Here is an 18,307-nt window from a genome sequence, read left to right as displayed (position 1 = left end):
ATGACTTCGGGGAAGCGATCAATCTAACGCGCCGCGATTGCCGCCGCAACGAAGCATCTGCGATTTCTTTATGCGCCAATGAAATAAGGCCCGCTTCAAAGGCCCACTTCATTCGCCCGAAAGATCGAACGGCAATTCGACCTGCACCGGCTCGATAAAACCGCTTTCGTCGGGCCGCCCCAGCGCGCTCACTCTCACGCCGAGCAGCCTGATCCTGCGATCGAGGACGATGCGCTTCAGGCATTCGGTCGCGGCGCGGCGAATCTCGGCCGGATCGGCCGTCGCGACGGGCACGGTCAGATCGCGCGTCACGGTGCGGAAGTCGTCGAAACGCAGTTTGATGCCCACCGTGCGCCCGACATAACCTTTGCGCTGCAAGTCTTCGGCGACGCGCGTGCACAGGCCCGTGAACTCCGCCGAAAGCGTCGCGCGATCGTGCTTCGGATGAAAGTCGCGCGCGAAGGTCGTCTCGCGGCTCATCGATTTCGGTGTCGAGCTGACGACGACGGGCCGCTCGTCCTGCCCCTGCGCGATGCGCGCGAGCCAGGCCGCATACGTATGACCGAAATGCGTCTGCAACAGGCCAGGATCGGCGGCCGCGATATCGCCCACGGTGACGATGCCGAGCGCCGCGAGCTTCTCGTTCGCCTTCGGTCCGATGCCGTTGACCTTGCGCGCCGCGAGCGGCCAGATGCGCGTCGGCAGATCGTTCATCGTGAGGATGGTGAGGCCGTCGGGCTTGTCGAGTTCCGAGCCGATCTTCGCGAGCAGCTTGTTCGGTGCGATGCAGATCGAGCAGGTAAGCCCGGTCGCGTCGTGCACGGCGTCCTTCATCTTCTGGCCGATCTCCGCGGATTCTCCGGCCAGGTCGCTCACATCGATATAAATCTCGTCGATGCCGCGATTTTCGATTTGCGTCGTGAAGCCAGCGACGGCCGCCTTGAAGAGGCGCGAATAATGCCGATAAGACTCGAAATCGGTGGGCAGCAGAATCGCGTCGGGGGCGAGCTGCGCGGCCTTCATCATGCCCATCGCGGAGAACACGCCGAACTTGCGCGCTTCATAAGTGGAGGTGGTCACGACGCCGCGGCCCGCGTAATCGCGCAGGCGCCTGAAGCGCCGCGTGCCGTCGGGCAGCGTTTCGGGAATGGCGTCGCGCCCACCGCCGACCACCACCGGCATGCCGCGCAACTCCGGATAGCGCAGCAGTTCGACCGACGCGAAAAACGCGTCCATGTCGAGGTGCGCGATGCGGCGCGGGGCGTGCAGGGAAGACGGCGCGTCCATCGAAAGGATCAGCGTGCCGCCGCGCGAAGCGGCGCGCGCGCGGCAAAACGGACGGGAACGAACGCGCGAAACATGCGGTGGCGATTCACGGCGCCCGTTGCGCGGCGCCGTCATGAAAAGAAAATGGCTTACTGTACATCCATACAGGTCTTTGCGCTAGCGCCTTGCCGCGCGCGCTGACCCGTTCATTCCGGCGTGCGCTTTTCCGCGAGCGCGCGGCGGCAATCGTCGAAAACCTGCCGCACGACATCCGACTGATAGTTGAGGTCTTCGCTGTCGAGAATTTCTTCGACGGCTTCGCGCGCCCAGTCTGCTTCGAGCATGGCGCAATGCTGCGTGGCGATATCCCGCGCGATGGCCGCGAGCTTCGCGACCGTGAGCCAGTCCGCGTAGCGCTGATGCCGGTCGAGCCACTTATGCGCGGCCTGCACGTGAAACGAAGGAGCGGGCCAGTCGCCATTCAGGTAATACGCGCCGAGACTGCCGCACGTGAGCCAGCAGAGCAACTCGACGCGGTCGCGGGCACTGAGGGTACGAGACACATCGTTCATGGCGGCCTTCACGAAAGACGATCGACGAATGCGGATCACGCCGGCGCTCCGTATGAAACCCGTATGAAATCCGTATAAAAACAAGATAGCACGGGATGGTGCGGCGCGGCAGTGCCTTTCGCGCGTCGTAATCCGCTTCACGGTGCGTTGCCGAACGCTTCGTCGTTTCGAAAAGGAGGGGTGGCTTCGCTGCTCTCATTTACCGCTAATTCACGCGGCATAACCTGCATTCGTCGGCCCCGCATGCGGGCCTTTCAATGACAGGAGCACATCATGTTCGAACGTCTTTCGCAATCCGTCGGCAGCTTCTTCTCGATGCACGATGCCCACGACGACTACCTCGCCTCATCGAGCGATCTCGCCGATCTCGAGCGCCGCATGCGTCAGGTCGAAACCGAAGATCACGACTACAGCATGCATTTTTGCGGCTCGCTCGGCCGGCATTACGATGCGCAGTGAGCGCGCGACGCCCGCAACGTGCGCTACTTCGGTTCTTCGCGGCCCGCCTGGCCCAGCATCACGGTCCAGCCGAGTCCGCGCACGTTGCGAATCACGCTCGCGCCGAATTTCTTTCGCACCGAATGAATGAGCACGTCGACGGCGTTGCTCTCGACTTCCTTGCCCCAGCCGTACAGCCGGTCTTCGAGTTGATCGCGCGAGAAGATCGTGCCGGGACGTTCGAGCAGCGCGTGCATCAGCGCGAATTCGCGCGCGGACAGCACGCCGGAATTTTCGCCGCACGTGAGCGTGCGTTGATCGAGATTGAGGCTGAGCGAATCGTCGCCGAGACGCGAGACCGCATAGCCTGCCTTGCGACGCAGCACGGCGCGTATGCGCGCGAGCAGTTCGGGCATGTCGAAGGGCTTGAGCAGATAGTCGTCGGCGCCGAGATCGAGGCCTTGCACGCGCGTGTCGAGATCGTCGCGGGCGGTGAGAATCAGCACCGGCGTTGCGTTGCCCGCGGTGCGCGCCTGGCGTAGCAGTTCGATGCCCGTCATGCCCGGCAAGCCCAGATCGAGCAGGGCCACGGTGTATTCGGCGGCGTCGAGCGCCTCGCGGCCCGCATTGCCGTCACGGACCCAGTCGACGGCGTAGTCGGCGTCCTTGAGCGCACGCATGAGGCTCGTGCCGATCTGCACGTCGTCTTCGATCAGGAGAATTCGCATGTTCCACCCCGCTCCCGCGAGAATGGCGCGCGCCACGCGCCCGGAAAGCGGCACGAAGAAATTAATGCACGACCGGTCGTGTTATTTCATTCTGAACCGGCGAGTTTCATTTCGCGCCACGCAGCGAATGCATTGTAATCGGCGCAAAACGGCGCGCAAATCCCTACGTGTTTCATGCGCAATCCGTCACGGCCGCCGCGCTCTCCTTCACGTCCTCGGCCGGAAAACCGATCGACGCCACGATGCCCGAGCGCCCGTCGCGGCGATTGGCCAGCATGACGTCGCCGCCATAACGCGCGGCGATCGCCTTCACGATCGAAAGGCCCAAGCCGCTGCCTTCCACGTCGGGATTGGCGCGAAAGAAGCGGTCGAACACGCGCGGCAGCAGCGCTTCGTCGATGCCCGGCCCCGTATCGACGACATCGACCCAGACCATGCCGGCGTCGCGGCGCATGCGCAGATCGATGGTGCCGCCATCGGGCGTATAGCGCACGGCGTTCGAGACGAGGTTCTTCACCGCCATGCCGATATCCGTCTCGACCGCGCGCACGTGCGCCTGCAGCATTTCCTCCGCGCCGATATCCAGGCCGCGCGCAATCGCGATCGGCAGCACGTCGGAGACCGCGTTCGTCACGACCGTGGAGAGATCGACGCGCGAAAGCGGCGTGCCGTTCACGGGCGCATCGGCGCGCGCGAGCCGCAGGAGTTGCGTGATGAGACCGCCGGCGCGCGCAATGCCCTTGCGCAATTCCTGAAAGCGCTCCTGATTGCCGGGGTAGATATGCGGCGCGAGATTGTCCGCCTGAAGCTGAAGCGCGGTGAGCGGCGTGCGCAGTTCGTGCGCGGCGTCGGCGATGAACTTGCGCTCCTTGTCGATCGAATCGGCGAGGCGCTCGATCATCGTATTGATCGAATGAATGAAGGGCTTGATCTCCGTGGGCACGCCGACCGTCGACAACGGTTGCAGATGGCCCATGTCGATGCACCGCACCTCGTTGCCGAGCGCGGTCAACTGGCGCAGCGAACGCCTGACGACGAACGCGACCGCGATCCACACGAGCGGCAGCAGCACGGCGATCGGCCAGAGCGTGACCGTCGCGGTTTCCGTGGTGAGCTCGCGGCGCACGGACGAGCGTTGCGCGACCTGAATGGTCATCGTCGGCTCCTGGCGGGTGAAGATGCGCCAGTGCTCGCCGTTGAATTCGGCGCCGCTGAAGCCGGGCTTCGCATCGCGCGGAAATTGCAGCGACGGGTCGGTCGTGCGGTAGGGCAAGTCGGCATCCGGCTTCCATACGACGACGACGATATCGCGGAAATCCTGCGAGCCGCGCGCGGGATTTTCCGGTATGCGTTCGACGAAGCCGCCCTCACGCAGGCGCGTGGCCACCTGTTCGAGGCGCATGTCGAGCAGCGCGCTCATGCCGGTCTTGCTCAACTGATACGAACTCACGCCCTGCACGACGCCGATGATGCTCACGAGCAGCCCCAGCGCGACGACCAGCTGATTCTTCAGTGATTTGAGCATGCGTGTATGCCGCTTCGGGAAGGACCGGGACGAGCCGGGACGCAAACCATTTTCCGGTTCGATTTTAGGCGACATTGCGGGGGATTTCGGTCTGAAAGACGACATGTGAGTGATGGAAGCGGCGCCGAGCGCGATGGATCTACATGGAGCAGCGTAGCCGTGTTCAATTAGCGTTTAATGAGGAACGTCTCGCGCACGGCCGAGCAGCCCGCGGCTCACCGGGATAACATTGCATGCGGCGCTGATTTAAAAGGCGGCATCGCGCGGATTGCAAGGAGATCGCAAGCCTACAAGCGCCGTCGCCGCGGAACCTTCCATTCGTCATGTATTCCCCGCACGCGCGCGGCGGGCGATATGCCATTCATAAAACGCATGTCACAAACCAAGAAAACCGCTCGTCCCCTCGTCATTGCCGCTGTCATGGCCTCGATGGCCATGGTCGCGATCGAAGCCACCATCGTCTCGACCGCGATGCCGCAGATCGCGACGCAGCTCGGCGGCCTCAATCTCTATAGCTGGGTGTTCTCGTCGTTCCTGCTCACGCAGACCGCGCTGACCGTGGTATTCGGCAAGCTCGCCGATATTTTCGGCCGCAAGCCCGCGATTCTCGTGGGCATCGCGATCTTTCTCGTCGGCTCGATACTCGCGGGCTTCGCGTGGTCGATGCCCGCGATGATCGTGTTCCGGCTGCTTCAGGGCGTCGGCGCGGGCGCGATCCTGCCGGTTGCGCTGACGGTCGTCGGCGATCTCTATCCGGCGCGCGAGCGCGGCAAGGTGCAGGGTTATCTCGCGAGCGTGTGGGCCGTGTCGGCGGTGCTCGGGCCGATGGTCGGCGGCCTGCTGATCCGCCAGCTTTCGTGGTCGTGGATCTTCTGGATCAACGTGCCGATCGGCATTCTGGCCGCGCTGCTCTTCACGCTCTTTCTGCACGAGGAAAAGCGCCACGACCGCCCCGCGGTCGATCTCGCGGGCGCGTTCTTCTTCACCGCCGCGGTGGCCGCGCTGATGATGGCGCTCACCGATGCCGGTCACGCGAGCAATGCGCGCGTCGGCGTGGAGATCGCGGTGCTGGTGCTCGCCATCGTGGGCTTCGTGGTGCAGGAGCGCCGCGCCGCCGATCCGATGATCTCGTTCAAGCTATGGTCGCATCGCCCGATTGCGGCGAGCAACGTCGCGACCCTGCTCGCCGGCATGGCGATGATGGGCCTCACCACCTTCCTGCCGATGTACGTGCAGGGCGTGATGCATCGCACGCCGGTCGAAGCGGGCCTCGCGCTCACGATGATGATGATCGGCTGGCCGAGCGGCGCCACGTTCACGTCGCGTACGTTCAGCCGCATCGGCTTGCGGCGTCTTCTGATGACCGGCCCGCTGTTCATCCCGCTCGGCGCATTGCCGTTCGTGCTGCTCGGCCCGCAATCGAGCCCGGTCTGGGCGGGCGTCGGCTCGGCGGTGCTGGGCTTCGGCATGGGCATCACGAGCGTGTCGTGCCTCATCCTGATTCAGGAAATCGTGCAGCCGCAGGAACGCGGCAGCGCGACGGCGTCGAACCTGTTCTCGCGCAATCTCGGCAACACGCTCGGCGCCGCCGTGTTCGGTGCCGTGCAGAACTACGGCCTCACGCACACGGACGGCCTGCCGCCCGTGCATGCGGATCAGTTGAAGCAATTGCTTTCGTCCGTGCCCGGCGACTTCTCGCTGAACAACGACATCCGCCTCGTGCTGCATCACTCGCTGCACATGACCTTCACGGCGATGTTCGTGATCGCGCTTGGCACTGTCGTCTCGATGATGTTCATGCCGAAGATCGACATTGGCCGCGCGCGGGGAAGCGCCGGCACAGCCAGCGCGGCCGATGCGAAAAACGCTGCAAATCAGGCTCTCCACTGAAATCCGCGCGATGATCTCGACGCAATACATCAGCCGCATCACGCTCATGCGCGACAAGGCGCCGTCCTTCGACGCCTATCCCTTTTCGCTGCCTGCCGTGCGTGCGCTCGATATGCTGGAGCCGCATCCGAAGGTCACGTTTCTCGTCGGCGAGAACGGCTCGGGCAAGTCCACCTTTCTCGAAGCGATCGCCGTCTCGATGGGCTTCAATCCCGAAGGGGGCACGAAGAATTTCCGCTTCGGCACGCGCGTGTCGCATTCGCCGCTGCACGAGTATTTGCGCATCGCGAAGGGATTCAAGCGGCCGCGCGACGGCTTCTTTTTGCGCGCGGAGAGCTTCTTCAATGTGGCGACGGAAATCGAGCAGCTCGACGATGAACCCGGCTTCGGTCCGCCGGTCATCGCGTCATATGGCGGCAGGTCGCTGCATGAGCAGTCGCATGGCGAGTCGTTTCTCACGCTGTTGATGGAGCGTTTCGGCGGGCAAGGGCTGTATTTGCTCGACGAACCGGAAGCCGCGCTTTCGCCGCAGCGTCAGTTGGCTGCGCTCGCGCGCATTCACGATCTCGTCAATGATGATTCCCAGTTCATCATTGCCACGCATTCGCCGATTCTCATGGCGTATCCCGATGCGTGGATCTATCAGTTCGGAGAAGACGGCATCGCGCGGGTCGCGTATGAAGACACCGAGCATTTCAAGGTGACGCGCGCGTTTCTCGCGAATCCTGAGCGCATGTTGCGCACGCTTTTCGACGGCGAGCGCTGAAGGCGTCCTGCCGATGTGGCCGGGCAGGACGCTGAGCCTGCCGTACTCAGTCTTGCGCCTGAATGAGCGGGCTGTCTTGCTTGGACTTGTCGACGCTCGCGTCGTTGCTTGGCTGAGCGTCCTGCGCCATCGTCTGCAGGTTCATGCCTTGCTGCGAGGCGGGAGCGCCGTCCATCGGCGCGTAATACGGCGAAGGGCCGTAGCCGCTTGCGAGCGCATAAGAAGCGGCGGCGAGCGCCGTGACGAAGATGATGCCTTTGAGATTGCTGATCATGATAGTGCTCCTGAGGGTTTCACGTAACCACTTCATCGGCCTCACTTGCACTGCCTGCCAGCAATCGAGCTTCTGAAATGTGATCGCAGTCTACTTGCATGTTTTCGTGTTGAAATCCCTACGGATGGTTGGGTAGGAACGTATGGGTTCTTGTTCGGCGGATCCCGTATTCGTGTCGGTTTATTAGCACTGCCCCTCCCCGGGGCGGGGGTAACTTTCTTTGCTGCTGCAAAGAAAGTCACCAAAGAAAGCAGCTCTCTCACAGCCCGCGGTCACACGCACGTTGGCCACTTTTCTCCTCGGGGAACGGCCCTCGCCTAAAGAGTGCCCTCACAAGCCCAACCGGGCTTGGATCGCGCACGGTCTGACAAACCAGTGCGCGAAGTGCACTGGTTCAGCACGAAATAGCTTCGGCACAGCGCTACGCGCTGCCGTTGGGTATGCAGGGGAAACCAACGAACACGAATGCACTCGCATACCCGATTGACCCATCGGCCGCGAAGCGGGCTGGAACTTGATATGGCTGTACCGGTTCGTTAAGTGGCGCGATGTGACAGACCGTGCGCGATCCAAGCCCGGTGGATCCTTCGAGGGCGACACTTAGGCGAGGGCCGTTCCCCGAGGAGAAAAATGGCCAAACTGCGTGTGACCGCGGGCGGTGACAAAGCTGCTTTCTTTGGTGACTTTCTTTGCAGCAGCAAAGAAAGTTACCCCCGCCCCGGGGAGGGGCAGTGCTAATAGACCGGCACGAAAGCAAGCTCCACGAGAACCAAAAAACGAAAAACCAAAACCCACCCCCTACCCCCTAACCACCTTCAAAGGAAACAAAACCCTAGAAGCCACCAACCCCAAAGCCCCCCCAAGCAAAGTCTCCCAAGCCCGCGCCGCGAGCAAAGAAACCGAATGCACCCCGCTGGCAGCCAGCGTCACCACAAGCACAAACGCAAAAGCCCCACACGCGATGTCATACCGCTCCGGCAGAGCCATTGCATAAACAATCATCGCCAAAGCGGAAAACCCCCACACAACAAGCGGCCAATGCTCCGCAAGCGGCAAACACACGAGCCCGAGCGGCACGCCAACGAGCGTCCCATAAATCCGCCGCCTGACGCGATCCGCCGTCCCCACCGCCGAAGTCGCGACGACATACACGCACGCCGTGATCGCCCACGCCGACTCCGCGAGCCCGAACACGCGATTGAGCGCCACCACGACCAGCGCGCCGCACGCCGCCTGCAGACCCATCGCCGTAGCGGGCGATATCGCCTCACGCCCATATGCAGGCTCCGAAGCCAGCGCGGGCAGCAGCGCCGGATGCTCCGCCGGTCCGCTCAACACACGCGGCACGATGGCCGCGAGCATGCCGACCGGCAGCGCGATCAGAATCGCCGACGCATCGCCGGGCGAGAGATCCATCCCATAGCCGAGAAGTTGCCCGATATAAAGCTGCGAGCCGATGCCCGCCCCGGTCAGCCCGAAGCGCTTGAGATAACCCGCGAAGAACGCGCCCGTGACGAGAATGAGTTCGGCGCCGCCCCGTCCCAGTTCACGAAAGATCGGCCCGAACAGCGCGAACGTGAGTGCGCCGAACGCCGCGGCGATGCACAACATGGCCAGATCGCGGCTCGATTCGTAGCGCGTCGTGCGCGCCTCGGACACGCTCGCCCACAGCGCGAACCCGCCCGCGAGCGCGCCGACGGACACGCCCACCGGCACGCGCTGCGTCACGTCATGCAGCGCGCCGAGCGCCGCCGCGAGTCCGTACGCGGTCACGAGCCGCAAACCCTTGATGCGCCGATGCGTGCCCGGATCGACTCGATCGATCCACGCGAGCGCCGCCCGTACGCGACGCGCGCCCGATCGCGCGAGCAGGGCCGCCGAATTCGCGAGGCGCGCTTTCGCGTCGCCGATGTGCTGCTCGTCATCCATGGACGTCACCGTAGGAACACGCGCCTGCCACGCATTCTAGGCGATGCCGCGCCGAGTCTTCAGCGCGCGTGCACGCCCGGCCGGCGCGCGCGGCCCGCTTTGCCGCGCCGCCTCGACGATGCAGTCGGCCAGCCGCGCCGCCGCATCCGGCTCGTCGGTGCGCAGCCGCCGCGCGCGCTCGACGAGACCGATCTCGCGATGAAAGCCATCGTCGCCGAGATCGAGCGCCACCGCGCCGCGCGGCCATGCGCCGATGCCATCGGACACTGGCACGAGCGCCACGCCCAGCCCGCGCGCGACCAGTTGCGCGATGCCCGGCAGTTCATCGACTTCGATCGAATCGCGCACCGCGATGCGCCGCTTGCGCAAGAACATGTCCACTTGCCGGCCGCCGAACGAGCGCCGGTCATAACGGATGAACGGCTCCGACTCGATCAGCTCGCGCCAGTGCGCGCCCTTCTTCGCCGCGGGCGCGAGCAGCACGAACGGCTCCGCAGCGAGCGTGCGCCACCGTAACTCGGCCGGCAGCGAGAACGGCGGACGGATGATGACGGCCATGTCCATCTCGCCCGCATCGACGCTCGCGAGCAGATTGAGCGACACGCCCGGCACGAGCCGGATGCGCCACGCGGGCGACGCGCGCCTGAACGCGCCGATCGCATCGGGCAACAGCGCCGCATGCGCGGACGCGATCGCGCCGACCGACAGCAGACCGCCGCGGCCATCCCCGCCTTCCGGTTCGGACAGGCGCGCGTAGAGCGCGAGCAGTTCGTCGGCGAGTTCGAGCGTGCGCCGGCCCGCCTCGTTGAGCGTCGCGGAACGCCCGGTGCGGTCAAACAGCGTCATGCCGAGATGCGCTTCGAGGCGCTGCATCTGCGCGCTCACGGCCGATTGCGTGAGGCCGATCTGCGCGCCCGCGCCCGCGAACGTGCCGTGGCGCGCCACCGCGATGAAAGTCTGAAGTTCGCGCAGCATGTCGATTCATCAAAAAAATTGGGGATGACTCCCGCAATATATCGTTTTTCAACACCGATATTTGTGAATAGACTGTGGTCTTCCCCTCCCCACTCATGACAAAAGGAAGCACGCCATGCCGCCGTTTCACCTCGCATTCCCTGTTCATAGCCTCGCTGCCGCGCGCGAGTTCTACGGCGAGCTGCTCGGCTGCCCGGAAGGCCGCAGTTCTGACGCCTGGGTCGATTTCGATTTTTACGGGCATCAGATCGTCGCGCATCTCGCGCCGGAAGAAATCGGGCATCGTTCGACGAGCGCCGTCGATGGCGACGCGGTGCCGGTGCGCCACTTCGGCGTCGTGCTGTCGATCCCGCAATGGGAAGCACTCGCCGACAAGCTGCGCGCCGCGGGCACGCGCTTCATCATCGAGCCGCATGTGCGCTTCAAGGGCGAAGTCGGCGAGCAGGCGACGATGTTCTTTCTCGATCCGTCGGGCAATGCCGTCGAGATCAAGGCGTTCGCCAATATGTCGTCGCTGTTCGCGAAGTAACGCGTTCGCCCAGGCGTCTCCTTTCGTTCGTGCGACGCATGCCTGACGGATCGTTTCCACTATAGAATCCGTCGGGCGCGCCGTGCGCGACATCGGGGAGACGGGAATGAGACCTTTGGAGGGACGCCGCCGCTTTCTCGGCGCGGCGCTGTGCAGCACGATCGCCGCGTGCGGCGGCGGTTCGGATTCCGGCGACGCCAACGCATCGACGCCATCCGGCGGATCGTCGACCGGCCCCGTGCCGGACGCGAACATCAACGCCGCTCTTGCCCAACTCGACGCGCTCGCGAACACCCTTCTAAGCACGACCGGCGTGCCCGGCATGGCCGTCGCGGTCGTGCGCGGCACGCAGACCGTGTACGCCAAAGGCTTCGGCACGCGGCTCGTCGGCTCGGGCCAGACGGTCGATGCCGACACGGTGTTTCAGCTTGCATCGGTATCGAAGTCGGTGGGCGCGTCGGTCGTCGCGCATCAGGTCGGCGCGGGCGGCATCGCATGGAATACGCCGGTGCGCGCGCATCTGCCGTGGTTCACGCTGTCCGATGAAGACGTGAGCGCGGCCCTCACCATCGGCGATCTCTACTCGCATCAGTCGGGCTTGCCCGATCATGCCGGCGACACGCTCGAAGACATGGGCTACGGCCAGCGGGACGTGCTCGAGCGTCTGCGCTATCTGCCGCTGCATCCGTTCCGTCATTCGTACTTCTACACAAATTTCGGCCTGACGGCGGCGGCGGAATCCGTCGCGGCCGCGGCGGGCATCGACTGGGCGACGTTGTCGGAAAACGTGCTCTACAAGCCGCTCGGCATGACGAGCACGAGCTCGCGCTACGCCGATTTCATTGCGCGGCCGAACCGCGCGACCGGGCACGTGAAGCGCGGCGATCAATGGGTGCAGGGCGCGGGCACGATGCCCGATGCGCAATCGCCCGCGGGCGGCGTGAGCGCGTCGGTCAACGACATGGCGAAGTGGCTCGCGATGATGCTCGGCGCGGGCGTGTTCAACGGCAACCGCATCGTCGATGCAACCGCCCTCGCCGCCGCGACGACCGCGCAGGTGCAAAGCTCGCCGCCCGGCGACGGCCGCCCCGCGGGCTTCTACGGCTACGGCTTCAACGTGGGACAGACGGAAGCCGGGCGACCGTCGTACAGCCATTCGGGCGCGTTCGGCGTGGGCGCGGCGACGAACTTCATGGTGGTGCCATCGACGAATCTGGCGATCGTCGCGCTCACGAACGGCTATCCGGTCGGCGTGCCGGAAGCGCTCAACCAGCAGTTCTTCGACATCGTGCAATACGGCTCCGTCCAGCACGACTGGTTCAAGCGCTACAACGACGGGCTCCTGCCGCTCACGAAGCCCTCGGGTTCCCTCGTCGGCGCGACGCCGCCCGCTTCGCCGCTGCCCGCGCGTGCGTTGTCGACTTACGTCGGCACGTACAAGAACGATTACTTCGGGCCGATTCAGGTCGTCGATAACGGCGGCGCGCTCGCCATCGTGATCGGTCCGCGTCCGCTGACGCTGCCGCTCTCGCACTGGGATGGCGATGTCTTCACGTTCGCGTTCGTCAACGAAAACGCAAACCCCGGCACGATCTCGAAGGCGTCGTTCCTGAGCGATCGCGTGACGCTCGAATATTACGACGCGGACGGCCTCGGCACCTTCGTGCGCTGAAGCAATGCGCATCAAAAGCAAACGGGACGCCGCGCGGGCGTCCCGTTTGTGCTTTCATCGCGCTGCTTGCTGCATGCTACTTGCTGCCTGCTACTTGCCAGAGCCGCTCGCGCTAACGGGCGCGCCGGGGCCGCTCGGCGTCGCGGTGCCGCCCGGTTCCGTGGACGGTCCCGCGTTCATCGGGCTCTTGTGCATCTGCTTCGAATGCGAAGACTTGTTGGCGTGCGGCTTCGCGTGCGCGGGCTGCGTCGTCTGCGCGTTGTCGCCGGCCTGAAGGCCGGTGTTCGAACTCGGCGGATTGTCCTGCGCGAAAGCGGACGCACAGACGAGCGCGAAAGCGCCGGCAGCGGCGGGAAGGGCGAAACGTTTCATGTCGGAGACTCCTGTTGGCGGTTTGCAAAAATGCCTGCCGGCCGCCGCAAGCGCGCGGCGGCCCGGTCGCACGTTACGAGTCAGCACGCGCTATGCCACGGTCTGACGATTCGCAATCGCCGAAGTCTCCGATGAAAGTTTTCAGGTCTTGAACACGGCGACGGTGCGCTTCAGCTCTTCGGCCTGCACAGCGAGCGCGGCGGCGGCGGCCGTTGCCTGCTCGACGAGCGCGGCGTTCTGCTGCGTGACCGCGTCCATCTGCGTGATCGCGACGCCAACCTGCTCGATGCCCTGCGTCTGCTGCGAAGAGGCCGTCGAGATCTCGCTCATGATGTCTGACACGCGCGTGACGGACGAGAGAATCTGCTGCATCGTGTCGCCCGATTGCTGCGCGAGGTCTTGCCCCGCCGTCACGTTCGTCACCGATTCGTCGATGAGCGTCTTCACGTCCTTCGCGGCGGCGGCGCAGCGCTGCGCGAGCGCGCGCACTTCCGATGCGACCACCGCGAAACCGCGCCCGTGCTCGCCCGCGCGCGCCGCTTCGACGGCCGCGTTCAACGCGAGAATGTTGGTCTGAAACGCGATGCCTTCGATCACGCCGATGATGTCGACGATCTTCTCCGAGCTGCCCGCGATCTTGTCCATCGTCGCGACGACGCCGAGCACGACGCCGCTGCCGCTTTCCACCGTCGCCGAAGCGCTCGCCGCGAGCTGGGTCGCCTGGCCGGCGTTATCGGAATTGAGGCGCACGGTGGACGTGAGTTCTTCCATGCTCGATGCCGTTTCCGCGAGCGAAGCCGCCTGCTCCTCGGTGCGCGACGACAGATCGTGATGGCCGTCGGCGATCTCGCGCGATGCCGCCGTGATGCCGTCAGCGACCAGCTTGATCTGCGCGATGGTCTGCGTGAGACGCGATTGCATCGTGTGCATCGAGTGCATGAGGCTCGACTCGTCGCCGCGCTGCACGTGCACGGCTTGCGCGAGATCGCCCGCCGCGATGCGCTGGCAAACCGTCGCCACGTCCTGCGGATCGCCGCCGATGCTCTTCAGCACGCCGCGGATGATGAGCGTCATCGCGAACGTGAGTGCCGCGCCGATCGCGCCGATGAGCAGCAGCGACTTCAGCAGGATCACGCGAAAGGCCGCGTCGATATCGTCGATGTAAGCGCCCGAATAGACATGCCAGTCCCATTCGCGCACGTAGTCGCCGTAGGTGATCTTGGGCAGCGGCTCCTGCTCGCCGGGCTTCGGATAAAGATAGGTCGTGATATGCGAGCCATCGAGACCGTGCTTGACGATCTCGGCCGTGAAGTGCTTGCCGGTGCTATCGACGAAATCGTTGATCTTGTTTTCCGTATCGGGCCGCACGGGGTTCATGATCTGGAACAGCTTCGAATCCAGAATGCCGATGTAGCCGCTCGTGCCGTAACGGATTGCGCGCACACTGGCGATGGCGAGCCGCTTCGCCTCGGCTTCGGGCAGCGCGCCGCTTTGCGCCTGCTTCACGTAGAACCTGACGACGCTCGTCGCCGATTGAACCTGTTCGGCGAGCCCGTCCTGGCGGTTTTGCATCAGCGCGTGTTTCGTGGAAATCGCGTTGAGCGCGCAAAGAAGAATCAGGCTGAGCCATACGAAGCCCACGATGCTCATGAGCTTGGTTTTGAAAGAGAGTTTTTTCACGATCTGATGGAAGAGCCGAGGGAGAGCGCCCGGGCGGCGCTCGCTGTGCGGCTTTCGAATCGTGGCTCTTTTACGTTTGCGCGCCGGACGGCGGCACGGCCTCGATTTCGAAAGCTGCGTGCAGATTAACGGCCGTGCGCGGGGGTTCTTTAGGGAGGGATGGGCAGCGCTTCAGGCAACAAAAAACGCCCCGCGCGACCGAAGTCGCACGGGGCGCTCAACTACTGCCACACACGTCGAATCAGTGCCCGAGCGGCTCAGTCGATTTCAGATCGCTAGTCATGGCCGTCTGCGGATGCGCGGCCTGCTTGATCAGCAACGCAACCGCCGAAACGATGCCCGCCACCGCGATCGTCGCGAAGATGCCGCCGAAGGTGAAATGCAGACGCGTCAGTTCGGCGACGAGGAACGACCCCGCGATGCCGCCGAATCGCCCGATGCCCAGCATCCAGGCGACGCCCGTGCCGCGCCCTTGCGTCGGGTAGAACGCCGCGGCGAGCGCGGGCATCGACGATTGCGCGGTGTTCATCAGCACGCCCGCCAGGAACACGACCAGCACCAGCATGCCGACATTGCCCGCCGCCTGACCGATCAGATACACGCTCACGGCCGTGAGCGCATAGCACGCCGCGATGATGCGGTTCGCGTTGAACTTGTCCATCAGCACGCCGCACAGCACCGCGCCGACGCCGCCGAGCGGGAACAGCGCGGAAATCAGCGTCGCCTTTTGCGGCGGCAGGCCGGATTCCTTGAGCAGGATCGGCATCCAGTTGATCGACGCGTAGAAGATCACGAGGCCCATGAAATACGTGATCCACAGCATGACCGAGCCGACGATGTACTGGCGCGACAGCACCACGCTCATGCCGCTCTGACCCGCCGCCGCCGGCGCGGCTTCGGTCATGAAGAACGAGCCGGCCTGCATCGCGTCCGACGAAATGCGCGCGAGCGTCGCGCGAATCTTCTCGACGGGCTTCGCTTTCGCGACCATGTAGCGCACCGATTCCGGCAGCGTGGCGATGAGCAGCACCGAAAGCGCCAGCGGCGCGACGCCGCCCAGCACCAGCACGCTGCGCCAGCCGAAATGCGGAATCATCCACGCCGCTAGAAAGCCGCCGAAGGCAGCGCCCAGCGGAAAGCCGCAGAACATCAGATTGATGAGCGTCGCGCGGCGGTTGTCGGGGCAGAACTCGCTCATCAGCGTGACGGCGTTCGGCATCGCGGCGCCCAGGCCGATGCCGGTGATGAAGCGCAGCGCCGTCAGTTGCGTGATGTCGGCCGAAAACGACGACGCGAGACACGCGACGCCGAAGATCAGCACCGACGAAAGCAGCATCGCGCGGCGGCCGAGCCGGTCGGACAGCGGCCCGGAGAGCAACGCGCCCGCGGCGAGGCCGAAGAGCGCCGCGCTCAGCACAGGCGCGAGCGCCGGGCGGCTGATGCCCCATTCGGTCACGAGCGACGGCGCGATGAAACCGATGGCGGCGGTATCGAAACCATCCAGCAGGACGATCACGAAGCACATTCCGAAGATCAGCCATTGAAACGGCGAAAACGGATGCTCGTTGATGAACGTCTGTACGTTCACGGCAGGACTTCTACTCACTTCATTCCCTTTTCGATGATGGACGCGCAACCGGCAAAAGCGCGCCCCGGACCCAAAATGTTCGCTGGACGAACAGCGATTCACATAGCGAACTCGCGCTGAGGGTACTGAAGAAGCTTGCGCCTCGTCAACGCGGGCTTACCCGCGTATAACGAAAGCGCCGGGAATGAAGCCTGTCTGTCAGGCGACGCGGCGTCCGGCGCGCCAGGTTTCGCGCGGCACCTGCACGTTGTCCACCGCCGCGACGCGCACGAAATCCGCGCGCAGGCCCGTCGCGATCGCGCCGCGGTCCGCGAGTCCCGCCGCGTGCGCCGGCGCCCACGAAACCGTGGCGACGGCGCGCGGCAGCGACCAGCCCGCCTTGCCGACGAGATCGAACACCGCGATCAGCAGGCTCGACGGCACGTAGTCCGACGAGAGAATATCGAGCAGCCCTTCCTTCGCCAGTTCCAGCGCCGACACATTGCCCGAATGCGAGCCGCCGCGCACGACATTGGGCGCGCCCATGATCGTCGCGATGCCGTGCGCGCGCGCGGCGCGGGCCGCTTCGAGCGTCGTCGGGAATTCGGCCAGCGCGATGCCGTCGCGCGCCGCTTCCTCGACGTGCTCGACGAGCGTGTCGTCGTGACTCGCGAGCGAGATGTTCAAACCCTTGCAACGCCCGACGATATCCGCGCGATGCTTCGCCGCATAGCGCTGCTGATGTTCGGCGAGCTCGGCGAGAATCTTGTCCGCGTGCTCGTCACTCCACTTGCCGTGACGCTCCTGATACTTGCGCCATTTCTCGTGATCCTGCCATTGGCGCTGACCCGGCGTGTGATCCATCACCGATGCGAGCTTGAAGAGCGGATGCGCAGACAACGAATCGAACACTTCGACGACATCCGTCGTGCCGACTTCGCAACGCAGATGCAGGAAGTGATCCGCGCGCAGCAGATCGCGCTCGACGAACTTGCCGATCGATTGCGCGCATTGCACCTGCAACTCGCGTCCACGCACGCCGTCTTCGGGACGCGAACCGACGCCCAGCGCATCGAACACGGTCGTGATGCCCGCCGCCGCCACCTGCGCGTCATGCACGATGATGGCCGCTTCGTGATTCCACAGCACGCCCGGACGCGGCGCAAGATGCTTTTCGATGTTGTCCGTATGCAGCTCGACGAAGCCCGGCAGCAGATAATCGCCGTCCCAGTCTTGCGCCTCGCGCGCGGCGGTATTGCCCGGCGCGATCTCCGCGATGCGTCCGTCCTCGATACGCACGGTGCCCACGAAGTCTTCATCGCGCGTCACGATGCGCGCATTCTTGATCAGCATGTTTGCAATATCCCGGATTCGGTTTGAACGGACGCGGCGTTCGCGCTCGCGAGCCGCACGATGCGCGTCGCGACGCGCTCGCGCGTGTCCTCGTCATGAAAGATGCCGACGATCGCCGCGCCCTGCTCGCGCGCCTCGACGATCAGATCGGCGACCACGTCGCGGTTCCCGGCATCGAGCGACGCGGTCGGTTCGTCGAGCAACAGAAGCGGATGCGCCGCGATCAGCCCGCGCGCAATGTTCACGCGCTGCTGCTCGCCGCCGGAGAACGTGGCGGGTGCGAGCGTCCACAAACGGCGCGGCACGTTGAGGCGTTCGAGCAGCGCGCTCGCGCGTTCGCGCGCTTCGTCTTCATCGAGGCCGCGCGACACGAGCGGCTCCGCGACGAGATCGAGCGACGACACACGCGGAATCGCACGCAGAAACTGGCTCACGTAGCCCATCGTGGTGTTGCGCAGGCGGATGATCTCGTGCGGCAGGGCATCGGTCAGCACGACGTGACGCGAAGGCGCGTTGTCGTCGCGAATCGCGATCTTGCCGCGCGTCGCGAGATAGTTGCCGTACATGCAGCGCAGAAACGTGCTCTTGCCCGCGCCCGAAGCGCCCGCGAGCACGACACATTCGCCGCGCGCCACATCGAGCGATACGCCCGACAAAGCCGTGATGCGCGCCCCGCCCTGCTGATGCAGCGTGAAGGTCTTTTCGATATCGCGCGCGCTCAGCATCAGCGCATCGTTCGCGACGAATTCATTACTCAATGTCATGTTCACC

Annotated in this window: 17 protein-coding genes; 5 read left to right on the top strand and 12 right to left on the bottom strand. The window is 64.7% G+C overall.

Features of this window, described 5'->3' with window-relative positions; translation table 11 throughout:
- Positions 1-108: 108 nt before the first annotated feature.
- Entirely contained in the window at positions 109-1,287 is a 1,179-nt protein-coding gene (gene dinB, locus LY284_RS24470) for a DNA polymerase IV (RefSeq protein WP_233388259.1), read from the bottom strand.
- 185 nt (positions 1,288-1,472) lie between these two features.
- Positions 1,473-1,838, bottom strand: a complete 366-nt coding sequence (locus LY284_RS24465; protein ID WP_014251744.1) for a hypothetical protein — start codon at positions 1,836-1,838, stop codon at positions 1,473-1,475.
- Positions 1,839-2,111: 273 nt separating this feature from the next.
- On the opposite strand from LY284_RS24465, the gene LY284_RS24460 reads away from it, so the two are divergent.
- Positions 2,112-2,297, top strand: a complete 186-nt coding sequence (locus LY284_RS24460; protein ID WP_014251743.1) for a DUF3563 family protein — start codon at positions 2,112-2,114, stop codon at positions 2,295-2,297.
- A 23-nt stretch (positions 2,298-2,320) separates the two neighbouring features.
- Here the strand turns inward: LY284_RS24460 and LY284_RS24455 are convergent, their stop codons facing one another.
- Complete coding sequence (locus LY284_RS24455) at positions 2,321-3,004, bottom strand: response regulator transcription factor (protein ID WP_014251742.1); 684 nt, start codon at positions 3,002-3,004, stop codon at positions 2,321-2,323.
- Between the two features lie 172 nt (positions 3,005-3,176).
- Positions 3,177-4,529, bottom strand: coding sequence for an ATP-binding protein (locus LY284_RS24450; RefSeq protein ID WP_233388257.1), 1,353 nt, complete (start codon positions 4,527-4,529; stop codon positions 3,177-3,179).
- Positions 4,530-4,901: 372 nt separating this feature from the next.
- Here LY284_RS24450 and LY284_RS24445 point away from each other — a divergent pair, with 372 nt between their 5' ends.
- Together LY284_RS24445 and LY284_RS24440 are read left to right on the top strand one after the other, a co-directional pair.
- On the top strand, positions 4,902-6,419 hold the full coding sequence (locus LY284_RS24445) for an MDR family MFS transporter (RefSeq protein WP_233388256.1): 1,518 nt from the start codon (positions 4,902-4,904) through the stop codon (positions 6,417-6,419).
- Positions 6,420-6,429: 10 nt separating this feature from the next.
- Entirely contained in the window at positions 6,430-7,185 is a 756-nt protein-coding gene (locus LY284_RS24440; protein WP_045452879.1) for an AAA family ATPase, read from the top strand.
- A 46-nt stretch (positions 7,186-7,231) separates the two neighbouring features.
- On the opposite strand, the gene LY284_RS24435 is transcribed toward LY284_RS24440, so the two are convergent.
- The 3 genes from LY284_RS24435 to LY284_RS24425 all read right to left on the bottom strand — a co-directional run bounded on the left by LY284_RS24435 (position 7,232) and on the right by LY284_RS24425 (position 10,363).
- Positions 7,232-7,459 carry a hypothetical protein gene (locus LY284_RS24435; protein WP_233388253.1) on the bottom strand — a complete coding sequence of 76 codons (228 nt, stop codon included), beginning with the start codon at positions 7,457-7,459 and terminating at the stop codon, positions 7,232-7,234.
- Positions 7,460-8,257: 798 nt separating this feature from the next.
- Entirely contained in the window at positions 8,258-9,388 is a 1,131-nt protein-coding gene (locus LY284_RS24430) for an FUSC family protein (protein ID WP_233388252.1), read from the bottom strand.
- A gap of 36 nt (positions 9,389-9,424) precedes the next feature.
- The gene (locus LY284_RS24425; RefSeq protein WP_233388249.1) at positions 9,425-10,363 is read right to left on the bottom strand and encodes a LysR family transcriptional regulator; all 939 of its coding nucleotides are present in this window, start codon (positions 10,361-10,363) and stop codon (positions 9,425-9,427) included.
- A gap of 115 nt (positions 10,364-10,478) precedes the next feature.
- Here LY284_RS24425 and LY284_RS24420 point away from each other — a divergent pair, with 115 nt between their 5' ends.
- On the top strand, positions 10,479-10,892 hold the full coding sequence (locus LY284_RS24420) for a VOC family protein (protein ID WP_041732036.1): 414 nt from the start codon (positions 10,479-10,481) through the stop codon (positions 10,890-10,892).
- Positions 10,893-10,998: 106 nt separating this feature from the next.
- Positions 10,999-12,564 carry a serine hydrolase gene (locus LY284_RS24415; protein WP_233388247.1) on the top strand — a complete coding sequence of 522 codons (1,566 nt, stop codon included), beginning with the start codon at positions 10,999-11,001 and terminating at the stop codon, positions 12,562-12,564.
- A gap of 90 nt (positions 12,565-12,654) precedes the next feature.
- Here LY284_RS24415 and LY284_RS24410 read toward each other — a convergent pair whose 3' ends face one another.
- The 5 genes from LY284_RS24410 to phnL all read right to left on the bottom strand — a co-directional run bounded on the left by LY284_RS24410 (position 12,655) and on the right by phnL (position 18,300).
- Positions 12,655-12,936 (bottom strand): hypothetical protein, encoded by a 282-nt coding sequence (locus tag LY284_RS24410; protein ID WP_233388245.1) that lies wholly within the window; start codon positions 12,934-12,936, stop codon positions 12,655-12,657.
- A 141-nt stretch (positions 12,937-13,077) separates the two neighbouring features.
- Positions 13,078-14,616, bottom strand: a complete 1,539-nt coding sequence (locus LY284_RS24405; protein WP_014251734.1) for a methyl-accepting chemotaxis protein — start codon at positions 14,614-14,616, stop codon at positions 13,078-13,080.
- Between the two features lie 241 nt (positions 14,617-14,857).
- Positions 14,858-16,222: an MFS transporter gene (locus LY284_RS24400; protein WP_233388243.1), complete on the bottom strand. Its 1,365-nt coding sequence runs from the start codon at positions 16,220-16,222 to the stop codon at positions 14,858-14,860.
- Positions 16,223-16,402: 180 nt separating this feature from the next.
- Positions 16,403-17,536, bottom strand: coding sequence for an alpha-D-ribose 1-methylphosphonate 5-triphosphate diphosphatase (locus tag LY284_RS24395; protein ID WP_233388241.1), 1,134 nt, complete (start codon positions 17,534-17,536; stop codon positions 16,403-16,405).
- Positions 17,530-18,300: a phosphonate C-P lyase system protein PhnL gene (phnL, locus tag LY284_RS24390; protein ID WP_233388239.1), complete on the bottom strand. Its 771-nt coding sequence runs from the start codon at positions 18,298-18,300 to the stop codon at positions 17,530-17,532. The genes LY284_RS24395 and phnL overlap by 7 nt, the downstream gene beginning before the upstream one ends.
- Between the last annotated feature and the right edge of the window lie 7 nt (positions 18,301-18,307).

This window comes from Caballeronia sp. PC1 (assembly GCF_021353155.1).
GTDB lineage: Bacteria > Pseudomonadota > Gammaproteobacteria > Burkholderiales > Burkholderiaceae > Caballeronia > Caballeronia cordobensis.
Note: the sequence above shows the minus strand (reverse complement) of the source record. Positions and strands in the feature narration are given on the sequence as shown.